General features: G+C 60.2%; 14 protein-coding genes and 1 pseudogene. 10 read left to right on the plus strand and 5 right to left on the minus strand.

The features are described from left to right. Positions 1-5 precede the first annotated feature (5 nt). From ACESMW_RS15805 to ACESMW_RS15830, 6 genes and pseudogenes are all read left to right on the plus strand, one after another. Positions 6-173 (plus strand): annotated as a pseudogene (locus ACESMW_RS15805) (PaaI family thioesterase); the annotation flags it as partial. Next, complete coding sequence (locus ACESMW_RS15810) at positions 170-604, plus strand: PaaI family thioesterase (RefSeq protein ID WP_372987971.1); 435 nt, start codon at positions 170-172, stop codon at positions 602-604. The pseudogene ACESMW_RS15805 and the gene ACESMW_RS15810, both read left to right, overlap by 4 nt. A 225-nt stretch (positions 605-829) precedes the next feature. Beyond that, on the plus strand, positions 830-2,722 hold the full coding sequence (gene htpG / locus ACESMW_RS15815) for a molecular chaperone HtpG (RefSeq protein WP_372987972.1): 1,893 nt from the start codon (positions 830-832) through the stop codon (positions 2,720-2,722). 543 nt (positions 2,723-3,265) lie between these two features. After that, the gene (gene katG / locus ACESMW_RS15820; protein ID WP_372987973.1) at positions 3,266-5,437 is read left to right on the plus strand and encodes a catalase/peroxidase HPI; all 2,172 of its coding nucleotides are present in this window, start codon (positions 3,266-3,268) and stop codon (positions 5,435-5,437) included. A gap of 135 nt (positions 5,438-5,572) precedes the next feature. Continuing rightward, positions 5,573-6,550, plus strand: a complete 978-nt coding sequence (locus ACESMW_RS15825; protein ID WP_372987974.1) for a tRNA dihydrouridine synthase — start codon at positions 5,573-5,575, stop codon at positions 6,548-6,550. Positions 6,551-6,704: 154 nt separating this feature from the next. After that, complete coding sequence (locus tag ACESMW_RS15830; protein WP_372987975.1) at positions 6,705-7,700, plus strand: MBL fold metallo-hydrolase; 996 nt, start codon at positions 6,705-6,707, stop codon at positions 7,698-7,700. Between the two features lie 9 nt (positions 7,701-7,709). On the opposite strand, the gene ACESMW_RS15835 is transcribed toward ACESMW_RS15830, so the two are convergent. After that, positions 7,710-8,729, minus strand: coding sequence for a class I fructose-bisphosphate aldolase (locus tag ACESMW_RS15835; RefSeq protein WP_372987976.1), 1,020 nt, complete (start codon positions 8,727-8,729; stop codon positions 7,710-7,712). A 156-nt stretch (positions 8,730-8,885) separates the two neighbouring features. Between ACESMW_RS15835 and ACESMW_RS15840 the strand changes: the two genes are divergently transcribed. Further along, positions 8,886-10,940: a dehydrogenase gene (locus tag ACESMW_RS15840; RefSeq protein WP_372987977.1), complete on the plus strand. Its 2,055-nt coding sequence runs from the start codon at positions 8,886-8,888 to the stop codon at positions 10,938-10,940. A gap of 15 nt (positions 10,941-10,955) precedes the next feature. On the opposite strand, the gene ACESMW_RS15845 is transcribed toward ACESMW_RS15840, so the two are convergent. From ACESMW_RS15845 to ACESMW_RS15860, 4 genes are all read right to left on the minus strand, one after another. After that, positions 10,956-11,462 (minus strand): methylated-DNA--[protein]-cysteine S-methyltransferase, encoded by a 507-nt coding sequence (locus ACESMW_RS15845; protein ID WP_372987978.1) that lies wholly within the window; start codon positions 11,460-11,462, stop codon positions 10,956-10,958. Between the two features lie 16 nt (positions 11,463-11,478). Further along, positions 11,479-13,053, minus strand: a complete 1,575-nt coding sequence (locus ACESMW_RS15850; RefSeq protein WP_372987979.1) for a glutamate synthase-related protein — start codon at positions 13,051-13,053, stop codon at positions 11,479-11,481. Positions 13,054-13,181: 128 nt separating this feature from the next. After that, the gene (locus tag ACESMW_RS15855; protein ID WP_372987981.1) at positions 13,182-13,970 is read right to left on the minus strand and encodes an alpha/beta fold hydrolase; all 789 of its coding nucleotides are present in this window, start codon (positions 13,968-13,970) and stop codon (positions 13,182-13,184) included. A 54-nt stretch (positions 13,971-14,024) separates the two neighbouring features. Further along, complete coding sequence (locus tag ACESMW_RS15860) at positions 14,025-15,056, minus strand: threonine aldolase family protein (RefSeq protein ID WP_372987983.1); 1,032 nt, start codon at positions 15,054-15,056, stop codon at positions 14,025-14,027. 140 nt (positions 15,057-15,196) lie between these two features. Between ACESMW_RS15860 and ACESMW_RS15865 the strand changes: the two genes are divergently transcribed. From ACESMW_RS15865 to ACESMW_RS15875, 3 genes are all read left to right on the plus strand, one after another. Then, positions 15,197-17,215, plus strand: coding sequence for an oleate hydratase (locus tag ACESMW_RS15865; RefSeq protein ID WP_372987984.1), 2,019 nt, complete (start codon positions 15,197-15,199; stop codon positions 17,213-17,215). Positions 17,216-17,282: 67 nt separating this feature from the next. Beyond that, a complete protein-coding gene (locus ACESMW_RS15870; RefSeq protein WP_372987985.1) occupies positions 17,283-17,762 on the plus strand; it encodes a pirin family protein in 480 nt (159 codons plus the stop codon). A gap of 43 nt (positions 17,763-17,805) precedes the next feature. Continuing rightward, complete coding sequence (locus ACESMW_RS15875) at positions 17,806-18,195, plus strand: pirin family protein (protein ID WP_372987986.1); 390 nt, start codon at positions 17,806-17,808, stop codon at positions 18,193-18,195. Positions 18,196-18,286: the final 91 nt, after the last annotated feature.

Raw genomic sequence — 18,286 nt, forward strand, 5'->3', positions numbered from 1 at the left:
TCTAGGCCCGTGCGGAAACCTACCGGATTACCCGTAACATCATTTTCACCCGGTGTGAGGCGTACCAGGAGGGTGGGGAAACCATTGCCAACTGCGTGGCCACCTTCATGCGCATTGGCAAGGAGGCCAGCCCCAAACATTACCGTGACCTGATCGCCGGAGGTGCCAAATGACCGATCCGGAAATCCTTCGTTACACCCAGGAAACCGGGGACTTCTCCCGCATGCTCGAAAGCATTCCCTACGCCACCTGGATCGGGCTGCAGTGCGAGCGCTTCGGGGATGACCTGATCTTTCGCCTGCCGAAAAAGGACTCCAACCTGGGCAATCCGATCCTGCCGGCCATTCACGGCGGCGTGATCGGCGGTTTTATGGAGATGTCCGCGAACATCTACCTGATCATGTCCCGAGAATCCCTGCGCATGCCCCGCATCGTGGATTTTTCCCTGGACTACCTGCGTGCCGGCCTGAACCGGGAAACCTTCGCCGAGTGCCGGCTGACCCGCCAGGGCAACCGCGTGGCCAACGTGATGGTCACCGCCTGGCAGAAATCCCGTTCCCAGCCCATTGCCACCGCCCGGGCGCATTTCCTTCTCGAAGACTGATCCCGCCTGACCGATCCGGGGCTTGAAATGCCGCGGTGTGGCCCCATTTTTTCCTGCAGACTTAACACGACAGTCGGGTGGTGCGGGCAGGAAGGCAGTTCCAAAACCGTGCGGAGCCATGGATGGCGGAGCCGAGCGTACAGGGACGTATTCACAGCGTGTTTTGGAACTGCCTTCCTGCCCGCGCCGCTCCACCGATCCAAGACAGCAGGAGAACCATAAGCCATGACGGTTGAAACGCAAAAAGAGACGTTGGGTTTTCAGACGGAAGTTAAGCAGCTGCTTAACCTGATGATCCATTCCCTGTATTCGAACAAAGAGATCTTCCTTCGTGAGCTGATTTCCAACGCTTCGGATGCCGAGGACAAACTGCGCTTTGCCGCCCTGAAGGACGACAAACTGTACGAGGGCGATTCTGAGCTGAAAATCCGCCTGGATTACGACAAGGATGCCGGCACCGTGACCCTCACCGATAACGGTATCGGCATGAGCCGGGATGATGTCATCTCCAACCTGGGTACCATCGCCAGGTCCGGCACCGCCGAGTTCCTGAAGCAGCTGTCGGGTGACGAGAAGAAGGACAGCAAGCTGATCGGTCAGTTTGGTGTGGGTTTCTACTCCGCGTTTATTGTGGCGGACAAGGTGGACGTGTTTACCCGCCGTGCTGGTGCGCCTGCCGAAGAGGGTGTGCACTGGGAGTCCAAGGGCGACGGCGAGTTTTCCATCGAGCAGGTGAACTGCGAGCAGCGTGGCACCCAGATCGTTCTGCACCTGAAGTCCGATGCCAAGGAATTTGCCGATGGCTGGAAGTTGCGCAGCCTGGTGAAGAAGTACTCCGACCACATTTCCTTCCCGGTGGTAATGAAGTCCGAATCCGAGGAAGAGGACAAGAAGGGCGAGGACGAAACCGTCAACGACGCGACCGCCCTGTGGACTCTGCCCCGTACCGAGATCAAGGACGAGGAATACAAGGAGTTCTACAAGCACATCGCCCACGACTTCGAGGATCCGCTGACCTGGTCCCACAACAAGGTCGAGGGCAAGCTGGATTACACCAGCCTGCTGTATATCCCGAAGCGTGCACCGTTTGACCTGTACAACCGGGAAGCGCCCCGTGGCCTGAAACTGTATGTCCAGCGCGTGTTCATCATGGACGACGCCGAGCAGTTCCTGCCGCTGTACCTGCGCTTCACCAAGGGCGTGATCGATTCCAACGATCTGTCCCTGAACGTCTCCCGGGAGATCCTGCAGAACGACAGCACCGTGGATAGCATCCGCACTGCCATGACCAAGCGGGTACTGGATATGCTGTCCAAGCTGGCCAAGAAGCAGCCGGAAGATTACCAGGCGTTCTGGAACGAGTTTGGTACTGTTCTGAAAGAAGGCCCGGCCGAGGATTTCAGCAACCGCGAGAAGATTGCCGGTCTGTTGCGTTTCGCCTCCACCCATACCGGCGAAGCCACTCAGAACGTCTCCCTGGACGAGTACATCGAGCGGATGAAGGACGGCCAGAAGAAGATCTTCTACATCACCGGTGACAACTTCGCCGCCGCCAAGGGCAGCCCGCACCTGGAGGTGTTCAGGAAGAAGGGCATCGAGGTCCTGATCCTGTCCGACCGCATCGACGAGTGGATGATGGGTTACCTCAGCGAGTACGACGGCAAGCAGTTCCAGGACGTTGCCCGCGGTGACCTGGACCTGGGTGAAGTCGAGACCGAAGAGGACAAGAAGCACAAGGAAGAGGCGGCCGAAGAGCACAAGGATCTGGTGGAGCGCATCAAGAAGGCCCTCGATGACCGGGTTCAGGAAGTGCGGGTGACCAACCGACTGACGGATTCTCCCGCCTGTCTCGTGGTCGGTGAGTTCGACATGGGCGCCCAGATGAAGAAGATCATGGAAGCCGCCGGCCAGAAAGTGCCGGAGAGCAAGCCTATCTTCGAAATCAACGTGGACCACCCGCTGGTCCAGCGTCTGGAGACCGAGAAGGGCGAAGAGCGCTTCAACGAACTCTCTGCCGTCCTGTTCGACCAGGCCACCCTGGCCAGCGGCGAGCAGCTGAAGGATCCCGGCGCGTATGTGAGCCGGCTGAACCGGCTGTTGCTGGAACTGGCTAACTGAGGGGGAAGGACGTGAAAGTGGGGTCAGAAGAACGAGTTCTTCAGACCCCGACCTATCCAGACCCCTGCCTTTCCTTCAGATCCCGGCCTATCGCCAGGCACCGCCCGCTAACTCGGGGGTCAGATGAAAGCCTTCATCTGACCCCTCCTTCATCCCACCAAGCCCCGCCCTTCATCACTCATAAACAAAAACTCTCAAAAATTTATCTTTTATTAATTGTTCCTTCCTCTGTCCCCCGCGCTAAGGTGAAATCGTTCTCGTTAACGCAGGAGTAGTCCGATGTCATCCGAGAAGAGTCTTCCTTCCGTACTGTGGTCAGGCGCTCTCGCTATTCTGACGGACTATTTCGGGAACTACGCCATCGCCCAATAGGGCCACAGGCAAGGTCTCGGGACGGGTCGCCGGCGTAACGGGGAAAGCTATAGGAAGTTGCTATTAACGCGGTAGGAAACATTCAAGCAGCACAATGTGTATGAACTATATTGAGTGGTGTTTCCATCACTAAATTGCTCGTTTGCCAATGCAGCAAAACAGGAGAGTACGATGACAGACAATAACACTGGCGGTAAGTGCCCGGTCATGCATGGAAGCAGCACAGCCCATGCGCAGGACAACACCAATTGGTGGCCTGAGTCCCTGAACCTGGACATCCTGCACCAGCACGATCGCAAGACGAACCCGATGGGGGAAGACTTCGATTACCGTGAAGAAGTCAAAAAACTCGACTACGAAGCCCTCGAAAAGGACATGCACGAGCTGATGACCAGCAGCCAGGACTGGTGGCCTGCGGACTGGGGTCACTACGGCGGTCTGATGATCCGGCTGGCATGGCACGCGGCGGGCACCTACCGTCTCGCTGACGGCCGCGGTGGTGGTGGTACCGGCAACCAGCGTTTTGCGCCCCTCAACTCCTGGCCCGATAACGGCAACCTCGACAAAGCCCGTCGGCTGTTGTGGCCCCTGAAGAAGAAGTATGGCAACAAGGTGAGCTGGGGCGATCTCTTCATCCTGGCCGGCAACATTGCCTACGAATCCATGGGCTTCAAGACATTCGGTTTCTCCTATGGTCGCGAGGACATCTGGCACCCGGAAAAAGACATCTACTGGGGGGCAGAGAAAGAGTGGCTGGCGCCGTCCGACAGCCGCTATGAAAACATCGACAAGCCCGACACCATGGAAAACCCGCTGGCCGCCGTACAGATGGGTCTGATCTATGTGAACCCGGAAGGTGTGAACGGCCAGTCGGATCCGATCAAGAGCGGTGACCAGGTTCTGGAAACGTTTGCCCGCATGGCCATGGATGCGGAAGAAACTGCGGCCCTGACCGCCGGCGGTCACACCGTTGGTAAAACCCACGGTAACGGCGATGCCGAAGCGCTTGGGCCCGAGCCAGAAGGTGCCGACGTGCACGAGCAGGGGCTCGGCTGGCACAACCCGAACATGGGTGGCAAGGCCGCCAATGCCATCACGTCAGGCATCGAAGGTGCCTGGACCACCAATCCGACCCAATTCGATATGGGCTACTTCGAGTTGCTGTTCGGTTATGAGTGGGAGCTGAAGAAGAGCCCCGCCGGCGCCAACCAGTGGGAGCCGATCGACATCAAGGAAGAGCACAAGCCGGTGGATGCGACGGATCCATCCAAGCGCCATAACCCGATCATGACCGACGCGGATATGGCCATGAAGATGCATCCGACGTTCCGGCCGATCTGCGAAAAATTCATGAAGGACCCGGAGTACTTCAAGGACTGCTTCGCCCGCGCCTGGTTCAAGCTGACTCACCGGGATATGGGGCCGAAGTCCCGTTACATCGGCCCGGACGTACCCGCTGAAGACCTGATCTGGCAGGATCCGATTCCCCAGGGCGAGACCAACTACATCGAGGAAGTCGTCAAGGAGAAGATCGAAGAAGCCGGCCTCAGCCTCAACGAGCTGGTCTGCACTGCCTGGGACAGCGCCCGTACCTACCGCGGCTCTGACATGCGCGGTGGTGCCAACGGCGCCCGCATCCGCCTGGCTCCGCAGAAGGACTGGGAAGGCAACGAGCCGGATCGTCTGGCCAAGGTGCTCAAGGTCTATGAGAAGATTTCTGCCGACACCGGCGCCAGCATCGCGGACGTCATCGTGCTCGGCGGTAACCTGGGCATCGAGAAGGCCGCGAAAGCTGCCGGCTATGACGTACACGTACCCTTCCTGAAGGGCCGTGGTGACGCCACCGACGAGATGACCGATGCGGAGTCCTTCGAGCCGCTGGAGCCGCTTGCCGATGGCTTCCGCAACTGGCAGAAGAAGGATTACGTGGTCAAGCCGGAAGAGATGCTTCTGGACCGCGCCCAGCTGATGGGCCTGACCGCGCCGGAAATGACCGTCCTGATCGGTGGTATGCGGGTGCTGGGCACCAACCACGGTGGCACCAAGCACGGTGTGTTCACGGACCGCGTTGGTCAGCTGACCAACGACTTCTTCGTGAATCTCACCGACATGGCAAACCGTTGGGAGCCCACTGGCAAGAACTCGTACAACATCGTGGATCGCAAGAGCGGCAACGCCAAGTTCACCGCGACCCGTGTTGATCTCGTGCTCGGTTCCAATTCCATCCTGCGTTCTTACGCCGAGGTGTATGCTCAGGACGACAACCAGGAGAAGTTCATCAAGGACTTCGTTGCCGCCTGGACCAAGGTCATGAACAACGACCGCTTCGACGTGAAGAAGTAACCTGGCAGTAACCGGCCGGGCATCCTGTTTCGGGATGCCCGGCTACCAACTTCCCGCCAAATTCCTTACAATCCGCTCCGCCTGATTTTTGATCAGTCGCCACCTGATTTTCTGTTCTCAGCCGCTGGAGCCTCCATGCGAATCATCCTTGCCCCGATGGAGGGGCTGGTCGATGCACCCATCCGTGAAACCCTGACCAAAGTCGGCGGGATTGACCGGTGCGTGACCGAATTCATTCGTGTGACCCACGGCATGCTTCCGCCCCGGATTTTCTACAAATACGCACCGGAACTGCATCGTGCCTGCGAGACCGGGGTGGGTACGCCAGTGGCTGTGCAGCTGCTCGGATCAGACCCCGAACAGATGGGCCGCCACGGCCTGAAAGCGGCCGAGCTGGGTGCGACCCAGGTGGACATCAACTTCGGCTGCCCGGCCAAGACCGTGAACAAGCACAAGGGCGGTTGCGTGCTGATGCGTGAGCCGGAACTGATGCACGAAATCACCGCCGCCGTGCGCAAAGCCGTGCCTGCCGAAATCCAGGTGACCGCCAAGATGCGCCTGGGCTATGACGACCGTTCCATGGGCGTGGCCTGTGGTCAGGCCCTTGAAGCCGCCGGCGCGTCCGAGATCGTGATTCACGCCCGCAGCAAGGTGGACGGTTACAAACCGCCTGCCTACTGGGAGGAGATTGCCCGGGTGCGGGAAGCGGTCAAAGCCCATGTGATAGCCAACGGCGAGGTCTGGACCGTCGAGGACTACTGGCGCTGCCGAAAGGTGTCTGGCTGCGAAGACGTCATGATCGGCCGGGGCCTGATTGCCCGTCCGGATCTGGCCGCTCAGATCAAGGCCTCCCAGCGCGGTGACATCTTCACGCCGATGACCTGGCTGGAGGCGGTGGCGCTGGTGCGTGAATATTCCGCCGCGCTGCAGACCCGGCTTGAGGACCGGTATGTAACCGGCCGCATCAAGCAATGGCTGAACTTCCTGCGCCAGGGCTTCGCCGAAGCGGAGTACCTGTGGCCGCAAGCCCGCAAGATCCGTGAGGTGGCCCCGATGCTTGCCTGTCTGGAGCAGGTCGTGCCTTCCGCTGTTCTGAAAGAGCGGGCGGCCTGACAGCTCTTTTTACACCGTTCATACCCGAAAGCCCCTCACGAGGGGCTTTTTTGCGTCTTCCGGGGCCGTTTACGGGTCTACACTGGTATGAAAAGGCAGTGTGACCGTACAAACACAGACCAATAACAAAGAACGGAATAGGAGACGCCATATCATGAGTAACGGCATAGTCAGGCGGGCCCTGGTGGGCATCGCCGCAAGTGCAGGTCTTTTCGTGGCGGGTGCCGGGCTGGTACAGGGCCAGGACGACGGGCAGGTGAAGGTAACGCCTCTGGGAAGCCATGACGGCGAGTTCTGTGTGGTGGACCGCGCCATGGTGTTCGAAGACCCCAACGGCACGCGTATTCTTTATGATGCCGGCCGCACTGTGGCCGGGGCAGACGATCCACGGCTCGGTGATATCGATGTGGTGCTGGTGTCGCACATGCACGGTGACCATGTGGGCGATCGCCGCATCGAGGCGGTGAACCGGGGCGAGTGCGGCTCGCCGGAGTTTCCGGTAGTCACCCTGCCGCAATCCAACACCGTGGATATCGCGGTCGCGAAGCAGGCCACGATTGTCACCGGCAGCGAAATGCCGGCGTTCTTTGCCGCCAAGCTCGAAGCCGCCGGCGCGGACAAATCCAAATCCCAGCTGGTTCGCTTCGGGGCCAGTAAAGAAGTGGGCGGTGTGAAGATCACAACCGTGCCTGCGGTGCACAGCAACGGCGTATCGCCATCCTTCCTGACCGGGCCGCTGGCGGAATACCTGAAAGCCGCCGGCGTGTCCGCCAGTGTCGGGCCGCCCACCGGCTATGTGCTGACCTTCTCCAACGGGCTGGTGGTCTACCTTTCCGGTGATACCGGTATTACTGCCGAGCAGAAAATGGTGGTGGCCGACCACTACGGTGCCGAACTGGTGGTGATGAATATCGGGGACACCTTCACGACTGGCCCGACTGAGGCTGCCTACGTAATCAACGACCTGATCAAGCCCAGGGCCGTGATTCCGTCCCACGCCAATGAGCCGGCCACCGAGGGCGGCAAGGTGAAAGAGGGCACCCGCACGGCAATCTTCCGTGATGCCGTAAACGTGTCCGTACACATCCCCCTCAGTGGCCGCACCATGGCGTTCAACGGCAGCGGTAAATGCGTGGATATCTGCGATTAGTGTCCCGCGCTAATCCTCGTTTTCCATCTCCGGAGAGTAATCACCGGAACGGGCCAGGCCATTGAGCCTGGCCCGCTTGTGCAGGGCGGCCTGGGCCTTTTGGGCATTAGCCAGGTCACCCGCCCAGGCCTGCTGGGCCGGTTCCTGCAGGGCACGGCCATACGAGAAACTCAGTTCCCAGGGATGGTAGCCCATGCTGTTGATGGCGTTCAGGTTGACGGTGGCCTCGGCCGGGGTCTGTCCGCCTGACAGGAAAAAGATCCCCGGTACTGCGGCGGGCACGGCGCGCCGGAAAATCATCAGCGTGTGTTCCGCCACCTGTTCCGGGCTGGCGGACGGCGATTCCTTGCCCGGGGTGACCATGCTGGGCTTCAGGACCATGGTTTCCAGGTCCACATGGTGCCGGTACAGCGCCTTGAACACGTCCCGGAGTACCGCTTCGCTGACTTCCCCGGCCCGCTCGATGCTGTGATGGCCGTCGATCAGTACTTCCGGCTCGACAATCGGCACAATACCCATGGACTGGCACACCGCCGCGTACCGGGCCAGCACTTCGGCATTGGCCTTGATCGCCTGGCGAGAGGGCAGGGTGTCGGAGATGTGGAACACATCCCGCCATTTGGCGAAGCGGGCACCCAGCTTCTTGTACTCCTCGAGGCGGGATTCCAGACCGTCCAGGCCATAGGTGATCTCGTCCCCGGGCGCATTCACCAGCGGCCCCTTGCCCTTGTCCACCTTGATGCCCGGAACAATGCCCTGACTGGCCAGCAGCTTGGGCATGGCTACATCCTCAAGGCTCAGCTGCTCCAGGGTTTCCTCGTACAGGATGACGCCGCTGATGTATTTACCCAGATCGGGGGTGGAGAAAATGATGCTCCGGTACTCCCGGCGCTTTCCTTCCGTGGATTCCACGCCAACCGCCTTGAAACGCTTGGCGATGGTGGGTGTACTCTCATCGGCGGCCAGGATGCCTTTGCCAGGCTGTACCAGGTCCGCGATGGTTGCGGTCAACTCTTCCTGAATGCTCATTGGGTTCTCCTTTACCGGCAACACCGGTGTACTTTTGGATGTTTTGGGTAATTGTAGACCCTGTACGGCGGCCGCAAATTTGACCTACGCTAAGACATACCGAATCAGTCTCGATTAGGCTAATTAAAAGAATGACGGGAAGGATGGAAGACCGCTATGAAAACGGTTGTGAGTGTAAGCCAGGGATCGTCCGAATACGATTACGAGCTGGAAACGGAATTCCTCGGGCAGGCGTTCCGGATCATCCGCATCGGCACGGATGGCGACATCGAAAAGGCCGAATCGGTTCTGGAATCGGTGCACCCGCAGGCGGATGCCATTGGCCTGAGCATGATTCACGACCACTACCAGGTGGGCCGGGAACAACTGGAGCACCCGGAAACCGCCAGGCTGGAAGCCTGCGTGCCCGACAAGCCGGTCACCACCGGAGCTGGCCTGCGCGGTATCCTGCAGGAGTGGGCCGTTCGCCATACCCAGACTGAGCTGGGCCATTTCTTCGACAATGCCCGGGTACTCTTCCTCAACGGGCAGGCCGGTTACCGGATCGCCAAATCACTCTCCGAGCATACCGAGAACCTGCAGTTTGCGGATCCCTACCTCGATTTTGGGGTTCCCCGGGTGCTGACGTCCCTGGGCCAGCTCGAGACCTACACTCGGCTCACCGCGCCGCTGATGTTCCGGCCAATGGCGGTCAAAGCCATCAATGCGCTGCATCAGAGCCCGTTATACCGGTTGGGTGAAAACCTGGTGGCCGGTTCCCTGCACAGTGCCGTTCGGGATTCCCATGTTATCGTCGGTGCCATCGGTGATCTCGAGTCTTTCACCGAGAAGGAACTGGACGGCAAGACGATCATTACCTCACGGGTCTCCGATTCGGTGCTGGACTGGATGCGTTCCCGCCGCGTGGCCATGGTGGTGGATTACAGCCCGTGGCTGGAGGGCAGGCCTATCGGTGTGAATGTCATGGAGGCGATGATCAGCGCCGCACTGTCACGCACACCCGAGCAACTGGGCGCGGACGATTTCCTTGATGTCATACAAAGCCTGGGCATTGAACCCCGGATCCTGTACCCGAATGGCTACCGGCGGGTTAACCGGTTTGCCTTTGTGATTCATCCGTTGTCCCAGCAGTACCTGACCAAAACCCCGCCACTGGACTGGGTTGCCAGCGTGTCGCCACCAAAAGTGATGGATCTGGTGGAGAAGGCGATTGCCTACACACCACCGTTCGTCTATTCGAAGGTCTCCGGCATCCGCTCACCTACCGGAGACGAAGCGGAAGGCTGGCTTATCACGGTCGGTGGCACACCCCGGGAAATCATGGCCCATGGCCCGGAATTCACCTACAGCCGATTACTGGCGGCCGCCAAACTGGCCAAGAAACTGGGCGCCCAGATCATGGGGCTCGGCGCCTTCACCAAAGTGGTGGGGGATGCGGGCATCACCGTGGCCAAACGGGCGCCGCTACCGATCACGACCGGCAACAGCTACAGTGCCTCAGGAGCCCTCTGGGCCGCCCATGATGCGGCCAGGAAAATTGGCCGTGTCCATGTCGGCGAAAGCGGCAAGATGGCCGGCAAAGCCATGGTGGTGGGTGCGACCGGTGCTATTGGCTCGGTTTGCGCCCGCTTGCTGGCCAAGGCAGTGGATGAAATCTATCTGGTGGCGCCTGAGGCCGCAAAACTCCTCTCTCTCAAGGAGAGCATCGAGCAGGAAACACCGGGCGCGGTGGTCCACGTCGCAGCCACCACCAACCGGGACCTGTCCGACATGGACATGATCGTAACCGCCACCTCCGGCGCCGGGAAACGAATTCTGGATATCACCAAGGTCAAGCCCGGGTGCGTGATCACCGACGTTGCCAGGCCCCTGGATATTCCGGCAGAAGACGTGGCAAAACGCCCGGATGTGCTGGTCATCGAATCCGGTGAAATCAAACTTCCCGGCGACGTCAGAATGAAGGACATTGGCCTGCCCAAGGGAATTACCTACGCCTGTCTGGCGGAAACCATTGTGTTGGCTCTGGAAGGCCGCTTCGAGAACTTCACCCTGGGCCGGAACATCGAGTGGGAGAAGGTGCGGGAAATCTACAAACTCGGCCTGAAGCACGGCATGGAGCTGGCCTCCATCTCGGGTGTGAACGGGGTCTTTACCGAAGAAGATTTCGAGCGAGTGCGGACCCTGGCAGCCGAAGCAACAGAGCCCGCGTGAGCAGGCTTCAGGGATTCAGGCGGCAATCACCGATGCAGCCTCACGGGACAGCAGGGCGCGCTTGCGATCGACACCCCAGCGATAACCGCTCAGGTTGCCGTCGCTGCGCACCACGCGATGACAGGGGATGACGACCGCGAGCCGGTTGGCAGCGCAGGCACTGGCGACCGCCCGTACCGCTTTCGGGCTTCCGACTTTTGCAGCGAGTTCTGCGTAACTGACCGTTTGGCCAGCCGGAATAGTGCGGAGCGCTTCCCAGACCCGTTGCTGGAAACCGGTACCCTCAATGGAAAGGGGCAGGTCGAGGCTTGATTGTGGCGCGTCGAGAAAGCGGATCACCTTGGGCAAAATGCCACCCAGGTTGTCGGTGACTTGCTCCAGCGTGGCATCCGGGAAGCGGGATTGCAGGGTCGAGCGCAGCGAATCGGGGTCATCACCCAGCTCGATGCTGCACAGGCCCTTGTCGTTGGCGCCGGCAAGGACCCAGCCCAGGCTGCAGCGGTCAATGGCGTAACGGATCACGGGGCACCTCCTTCAATCAGGTGGAAGGATCCAGTACCCCAGCGTACCTCACGCCACTGAGCAGTGCCATATCCCGGTTCCAGGTGGAAAGGTCCTCAATGGAGAACTTGCCCAGGCTGTCGTGGCCGCAGGCCCGGGCCATCACCTGCATCAGGCCAATCGAGCCCTGCAGGAAGTTCTTCAGCTGATGGGCGGACTTGTCCACGTCCAGGCGCTGGCGCAGGTCCTTTTTCTGGGTGGCGATACCGGCCGGGCAATTGTTGGTGTTGCAGATGCGCGCGGCGACACAACCGATGGACTGCATGGCGCTGTTAGCGATGGCGATGCCATCCGCGCCCAGGGCCAGGGCCTTCACGAAATCCATGGGCATCCGCAAGCCGCCGGTCACGATCAGGGTGACTCGCCCGCTGGCGCCATGGTTATCCAGGTAGCGGCGTGCCCGGGCCAGGGCAGGGATGGTGGGCACACTGATGTGGTCCCGGAAAATCTCCGGTGCCGCGCCGGTGCCACCGCCACGGCCATCCAGGATGATGTAGTCGGCGCCCGCGTCCAGGGCGAACTGGATATCCCGTTCGATATGGTTCGCGCTCAGTTTGAAACCCACCGGAATGCCACCGGTGATCTCCCGGACCCGACCGGCGAAGTCCCGGAAATCCGCCACCGAACTGAGATCCTCGAAAGTGGGGGGTGACACCGCCGGCTCACCCTCCGGAATGCCCCGCACCTCGGAGATCCGGCCGGTGTTCTTGTTGCCGGGCAGATGGCCGCCGGTGCCGGTTTTGGCGCCCTGGCCGCCCTTGAAGTGGAAGCTCTGGACCTTCCTGAGCAGATCCTCCTCATAACCGAATTTGGCACTGGCCAGCTCGTAGAAGTAGCGGGAGTTCTCCTGCTGCTCCTCCGGCAACATGCCGCCTTCGCCGGAACAGATGCCGGTGCCTGCCAGTTCCGCACCCCGGGCCAGGGCAATCTTGGCTTCCTCGGACAAGGCACCAAAGCTCATGTCCGAAACCAGCAGAGGCATGCTCAATGTCAGCGGCTTCTTCGCTTCCGGACCCACCACCAGCTCGGTAGCCACATCTACGTCTTCCATCAGTGGCTTGCTGGCCATCTGGGCGACCATGATCTGCAGGTCATCCCAGTGGGGGAGAGTGTGCCGCGGAACACCCATGGCGGTTACCGGCCCGTGGTTACCCATGCTGTCCAGGCCTTCCCGGGCCAGCTGGTGGATGAATTCCACCGTGGGTTCCTCTTTGGTTGCCTTGGCCTTCGGGGCCTTGTCCTGATTGCCGGAGTCGCCTGACTCCTCTGAATCATCGGAGCCTTCCGGCGCTTCCTTGCCCACGAGATCATCACTGAACTGCTGGTGGGTGCCGTCGCAGTAGGGCGGATTGGCGGTCTGCTTGCACTGGCACAGCACCGCCTCTTCATTGTCTTCCGCGACAAAGCGCTGGGGCGTGATGCCGGTCCCGGCGTGGGAGCCATCGCAGAACGGTTGATTATCGGAGCGCCCGCAGGCACAAAAGAAGTACTCTTCGCCTTTCTCCAGCTTGACCTTGGTGGGCTTGTTGTCGGCAATGACTGGCTTTCCCATGGCACAGGCTCCTGAACCGTTGAGTGAGTTAAGGCTACGGGGAAGTACGTTGTCCGACCGCTGATCGGACCAGTGCACGGGAAAGTGTGGCTGAAGTGGGCAAATCCCGCCAATAGGCGGGATTCCGATTATTTCGCCAGATGCTCTGTCAGAAAGGCGGCAACCGTATTGAGGACTTTCGGCTGCTGCTCCCGATGGGGAACATGGCCGCAGTTCTCAAGGATGCCCTGGGCCGAGGGCCCTTGAACCCCTTCAGCAATGCGCCGGGGAAATTCCAGGGTACCGAACTCATCGTGGTCGCCATGAAGGGCCAGCACGGGGCATTGCACCTGCGGCAGGAAAGGCTCCAGGTTCCAGTGGTGGAAGCTGGGGTCCAGCCAGACTTCGGTCCAGGCCTCGAGTACCCAGCGGGCCTTGTCGCCGTGGTAGCGGGCCAGTTTGTCCATCTGCCCCGGTTTCTGGAACTGGGCTTTGGCGGCCCGGATGCCGTCCAGGGTGTGCTCTTCCACAAAGGCCTGGGAGGCTTCGGTAATCACCAGCTCGCAGTCCCCGGCAAACCGGGTGGCAATGATGATCGCCATGGCGCCGCCGACGCTGTGGCCGAACAACAGAAATTTGGTAAAGCCCAGGGCCTCCCTCAGGGCCGGAAAATAGATCTCCGCCTCTTCTTCGATAAAGCGTTGCGAAGGCAGCCCTTCACGCGGGGAAGACTGGCCAAAACCCAGGCGATCGTAAGCAATCACCGGCCGTTCCAGCCGGCGCGCCAAAGCCTCGGGAAAATCCCGCCAGAGCTTAACGCTACCCAGGGAATCGTGAAACAACACCATGGGCGAACGGTCTTCGGCCCTGGCGGGAGTCCAGGAGCGAACGAGCAGCTCACCCCCGGATACATCAACAAAACGGTCCTGAACGTTCAAGACAAGTTCTCCAGATTCATTCAATTTCTACTCAATCGGACGGAATGGCCGTAATCAGGCCACCAACTCCCGCAGATCAGCGAGGAAACGGTCCACCTGGGCCTCACTGGTGGACCAGGAACACATCAACCGGGCACAGCCGCCGATGAAGTTGTAAAAGCGCCAGCCCCTTGCCCGCAGCTCGGCCTGCACAGGTTCCGGCATCTCCACGAACACCCCGTTCACCTGTCTCGGGTAGCGCAGGCTCACCCCCGGCAGGCCGGCCAGGCCCTTTTCCAGCCGCTCAGCGCAGGCGTTGGCGTGGCGGGCATTGGCCAGCCAGACATCGTTCTCCAGCAGCCCGCACCACGGCGCGGAAATATACCGCATTTTGGAGGCCAGTTGCCCGGCCTGCTTGCAGCGCCACTCGAAGTCTTCGGCCAGGTCCCGGTTGAAGAACACCACGGCTTCACCGAGGGCCAGCCCGTTTTTGGTGCCGGAGAAGCAAAGTACATCCACGCCGGCTTTCCAGGTGATTTCGGAAGGGTGGACATCCAGCGCCGCCACCGCATTGGCGAAGCGGGCGCCGTCCATGTGGATGTTCAGCCGGTGCGTGTCTGCCACGGCACGGATGGCTTTTAGTTCCTCCGGCGTATAAACGGTGCCCACCTCTGTGGCCTGGGTCAGGCTCAGGGCCTTGGGCTTGGGGTAGTGGATATCCGTACGCTTGGTCACCAGGTGCTCGATGCTCTCCGGCGTGAGCTTGCCATCCGGCCCTTCACCGAGCAGCAGCTTGGCGCCGTTGGAGGCGTATTCCGGGCCGCCACATTCATCAGTCTCGATGTGTGCCAATTCGTGGCAGATCACACTGTGAAAGGACTGGCCGATGGAGGCCAGGGCCAGGGAATTGGCGGCGGTGCCGTTGAACACGAAATACACTTCGCAGTCGGTATCGAACAACGTGCGCAGGCCGTCCGCGGCCCGCTGGGTCCAGCTGTCCTCCCCGTAGGCGGGCTCGTCCATCCGATTCGCCTGATTCATGGCGGCCCAGGCTTGAGGGCAGACACCACTGTAGTTATCGCTGGCGAACTGTTCGGAATCGGACACGCTGAGTACTCCTGTCTCGGGGATTGAGGTAACAGATTACCGTTTTTTGATAACTGACATCGAGTTGATGTGTGTCATCGGTGGAGTAAGCTTATGGGATTCACCATAGGGACAGCCATTATCACAAAGGAGAAGTCAGCGTGACGGACTCAAAGAAACGGACAGTTCCAGACCCCAGCCTCGACGCACACATTCGTGCCCTGAAAGCCCGAGGATTCAACGCAAACCCCGATGCGACCGCCACGCACCTGCACAACGGGATTGACACACCCCTCCCGCCGGCGGATCTCCATGGCGCTTATGTCAATCACCGGCCACTGCCCACCGAGGGCATTGAAGACCGCCGTGCCTATATCATAGGCAGCGGCATTGCCGGCATGGCTGCGGCCTTTTTCCTGATCCGCGACGGCCACATGCCTGCAGAGAACATCGTGTTTCTCGAAGAGGGTCCGATCGAAGGCGGCTCCCTGGACGGAGCAGGCAATGCCGAGGAGGGCTACATCGTGCGGGGTGGCCGGGAAATGGAGATGACTTACCAGAACTTCTGGGACATGTTCTCCGAAATTCCGGCCCTGGAGTTGCCGGAGCCGTTTACCGTGCTCGACGAGTACCGCCTGATCAATGATCCGGACAAGAACTGGTCAAAAGCCCGCCTGCTGGAAAAGCAGGGCCAGATCGGGGATTTCTCCACCATGGAGCTGAGCCGCAGGCAGCAGCTGGAGGTCATCCGCTTGCTGCTGGCCCGCAAGGAGGACCTGGACGACATCACCGTCGAGCAATGGTTCAGCGAGGGTTTCCTGGAAACCAATTTCTGGACCTTCTGGCGCACCATGTTCGCCTTCCAGAACTGGCATTCCGTGCTGGAAATGAAGCTGTACATGCACAGGTTCCTGCATCTTATGGACGGCCTCAACGACATGACCTCGCTGGTGTTCCCCCGCTACAACCAGTACGACAGCTTCGTCCGCCCGCTGATGAACTGGCTGAAAGAGCAGGGCGTGAAGATCCAGTGCGACACTATCATTTCGAACCTGAAACTGAGTACCAGGGGAGGGCAGCGCACAGTCACCGGGATCCAGTGTGAGACGGAGCAGGGCGAGAAGACCATCCGGGTGCGCAAGCGCGACCTGGTGTTCGTCACCACCGGCTCGATGACCGAAGATACCGCCTACGGTGACGATAATACCGCGCCGGTGCTGAAGGATGAGAAGGAACCGGGCGATTCCTCAGGTTGGCAGCTCTGGAAGAACCTGGCCAGCCAGTCCGAGGTGTTTGGCCGGCCCGACAAGTTCTGTGGCAACGTCCCGCAATCCACCTGGGAATCGGTGACCCTGACCTGTAAGCCGTCACCTCTCATGGACAAGCTCAAGGAACTCTCGGTGAACGATCCGTACTCCGGGTTTACGGCTACCGGCGGGATCATCACGTTCACCGACTCATCCTGGCTCATGAGCTTTACCTGCAATCGCCAGCCGCATTTTCCCGATCAGCCGGATGACGTGATCGTGCTCTGGGTATACTCCCTGCTCATGGACAAGCCCGGCGATTACGTCAAAAAGCCCATGCCGGAATGCACCGGCCGGGAAGTGCTGACGGAACTCTGCTACCACATGGGCCTGATTGATCAGGTGGACGAGGTGATCGTTGCTACCAAAACCCGAATTGCCCTGATGCCCTACATCACCTCCCAGTTCATGCCCAGGGCCCAGGGAGACCGCCCCGAGATCGTTCCGGAAGGCTGCACCAACCTGGCCCTGATGGGGCAGTTTGTGGAAACTCCGAATGACGTGGTCTTTACCCTGGAGAGCTCGGTCCGGACTGCCCGAGTTGGTGTTTACAGCCTGCTGGAGATTCCCAAGCAGGTACCGGACATCTATCCGGGCCAGTACGACATCCGCCGCCTGCTGCGCGCCACCCGCACCCTCAACAACGACGAACCGTTCCTTGGCGAAGGCCTGCTCCGGCGCCTGTTGGGAGGCACCTACTTCCGTCACATCCTGCCCTTGGGGCAGGACGAAGACAGCGGGGACGTGGAAAAGCACGGCTTGTTCGAGCAACAGCTCAACTCAGTCCGGGAGCTGATTGGTGAGAGCCACACCCTGAATGAAGCCAGAGACCGGATTCAGAGCGTGATTGAAAGGATTCGCGGGCGTTTCTGACAACTTGGTTGCCGTATGATCCTCCGGTGGGCCAACATTAGGAAACCAAGCCCATCGGAGCGGTGCCATGAGTAACACCCTGAAGTACGCAGAGCAGCAGTGCGATGCCATCGAAGCGCCATGCAGCGCCATCGAAAAGATCCTGAGCCCTCGTGTCGCGGATCTGGGCGGGTTCTCGGTGCGACGTCTGCTGCCAACGGCGAAGCAGAGAATGGTCGGCCCCTGGATCTTCTTTGACGAAATGGGGCCGGCGGATTTTCCGGCGGGCGAAGGCATCAACGTTCGTCCTCATCCACACGTCGGCATCGCCACCGTGACCTACCTGTTCGAGGGCGAGATACTGCACCGGGATTCCGTGGGCAGCTACCAGCCCATCCGGCCCGGCGATATCAACCTGATGGTTGCCGGCCGTGGCATTGCCCATTCCGAGCGGGAGCGCCCGGAAGTCACCGCCAAAGATCACCGTCTGCATGGTCTCCAGCTCTGGCTGGCGCTGCCGGAGGAACAGGAGGAGAGCCGAACCGGCATTCCACCATTATCCCGGTGATGACATTCCGGCGATTGATATCAATGGTGTTCCCGTCCGGGTGATGATTGGCAGCGCCTATGGCGTGACCTCCCCCGTACGCAGCTTCAGTGAAACCCTCTACCTGGAGGCCACCCTCAAAGCCGGCCAGACCCTGGAGTTGCCCGATGCACCTGAGCGCGCAGTCTATGTGGCGAGCGGGTCCCTCAAGGCGCATGGCTCAGAACTGCCGACCCACAGTATGACCGTGTTTTCCCAGGAAACAGGCGTTTGCATCACTGCGACGGAAGACACCCGCATTGCCCTGATTGGTGGCAAACCGGTTGGCCGGCGCTTTATCGAGTGGAACTTTGTGTCGTCGCGGAAGGAGCGTATCGAGCAGGCAAAGGATGACTGGCGGGCAGGGCGGTTTGAAAAAGTAGCGGGGGATGAGGAGGAATTCATTCCCTACTAGTGTCCCGTCTGGCTAATTCGTTAACCTACTGCGTGACGCTGAGGCTTCTGGCCAAGGCGACTGTCCGCAGGTGTGGTGGTTCCACATCAAG

Origin of the sequence: Marinobacter sp. (assembly GCF_041690455.1) — a bacterium.
Lineage (GTDB): Bacteria > Pseudomonadota > Gammaproteobacteria > Pseudomonadales > Oleiphilaceae > Marinobacter.

Bases quoted from the DNA above. Each gene is read 5' to 3' on its own strand.
- ACESMW_RS15810 (WP_372987971.1), top strand. From the start codon at position 170: ATGACCGATCCGGAAATCCTTCGTTACACCCAGGAAACCGGGGACTTC.
- htpG (WP_372987972.1), top strand. From the start codon at position 830: ATGACGGTTGAAACGCAAAAAGAGACGTTGGGTTTTCAGACGGAAGTT.
- katG (WP_372987973.1), top strand. From the start codon at position 3,266: ATGACAGACAATAACACTGGCGGTAAGTGCCCGGTCATGCATGGAAGC.
- ACESMW_RS15825 (WP_372987974.1), top strand. From the start codon at position 5,573: ATGCGAATCATCCTTGCCCCGATGGAGGGGCTGGTCGATGCACCCATC.
- ACESMW_RS15830 (WP_372987975.1), top strand. From the start codon at position 6,705: ATGAGTAACGGCATAGTCAGGCGGGCCCTGGTGGGCATCGCCGCAAGT.
- ACESMW_RS15835 (WP_372987976.1), bottom strand. From the start codon at position 8,729: ATGAGCATTCAGGAAGAGTTGACCGCAACCATCGCGGACCTGGTACAG.
- ACESMW_RS15840 (WP_372987977.1), top strand. From the start codon at position 8,886: ATGAAAACGGTTGTGAGTGTAAGCCAGGGATCGTCCGAATACGATTAC.
- ACESMW_RS15850 (WP_372987979.1), bottom strand. From the start codon at position 13,053: ATGGGAAAGCCAGTCATTGCCGACAACAAGCCCACCAAGGTCAAGCTG.
- ACESMW_RS15870 (WP_372987985.1), top strand. From the start codon at position 17,283: ATGAGTAACACCCTGAAGTACGCAGAGCAGCAGTGCGATGCCATCGAA.
- ACESMW_RS15875 (WP_372987986.1), top strand. From the start codon at position 17,806: ATGATTGGCAGCGCCTATGGCGTGACCTCCCCCGTACGCAGCTTCAGT.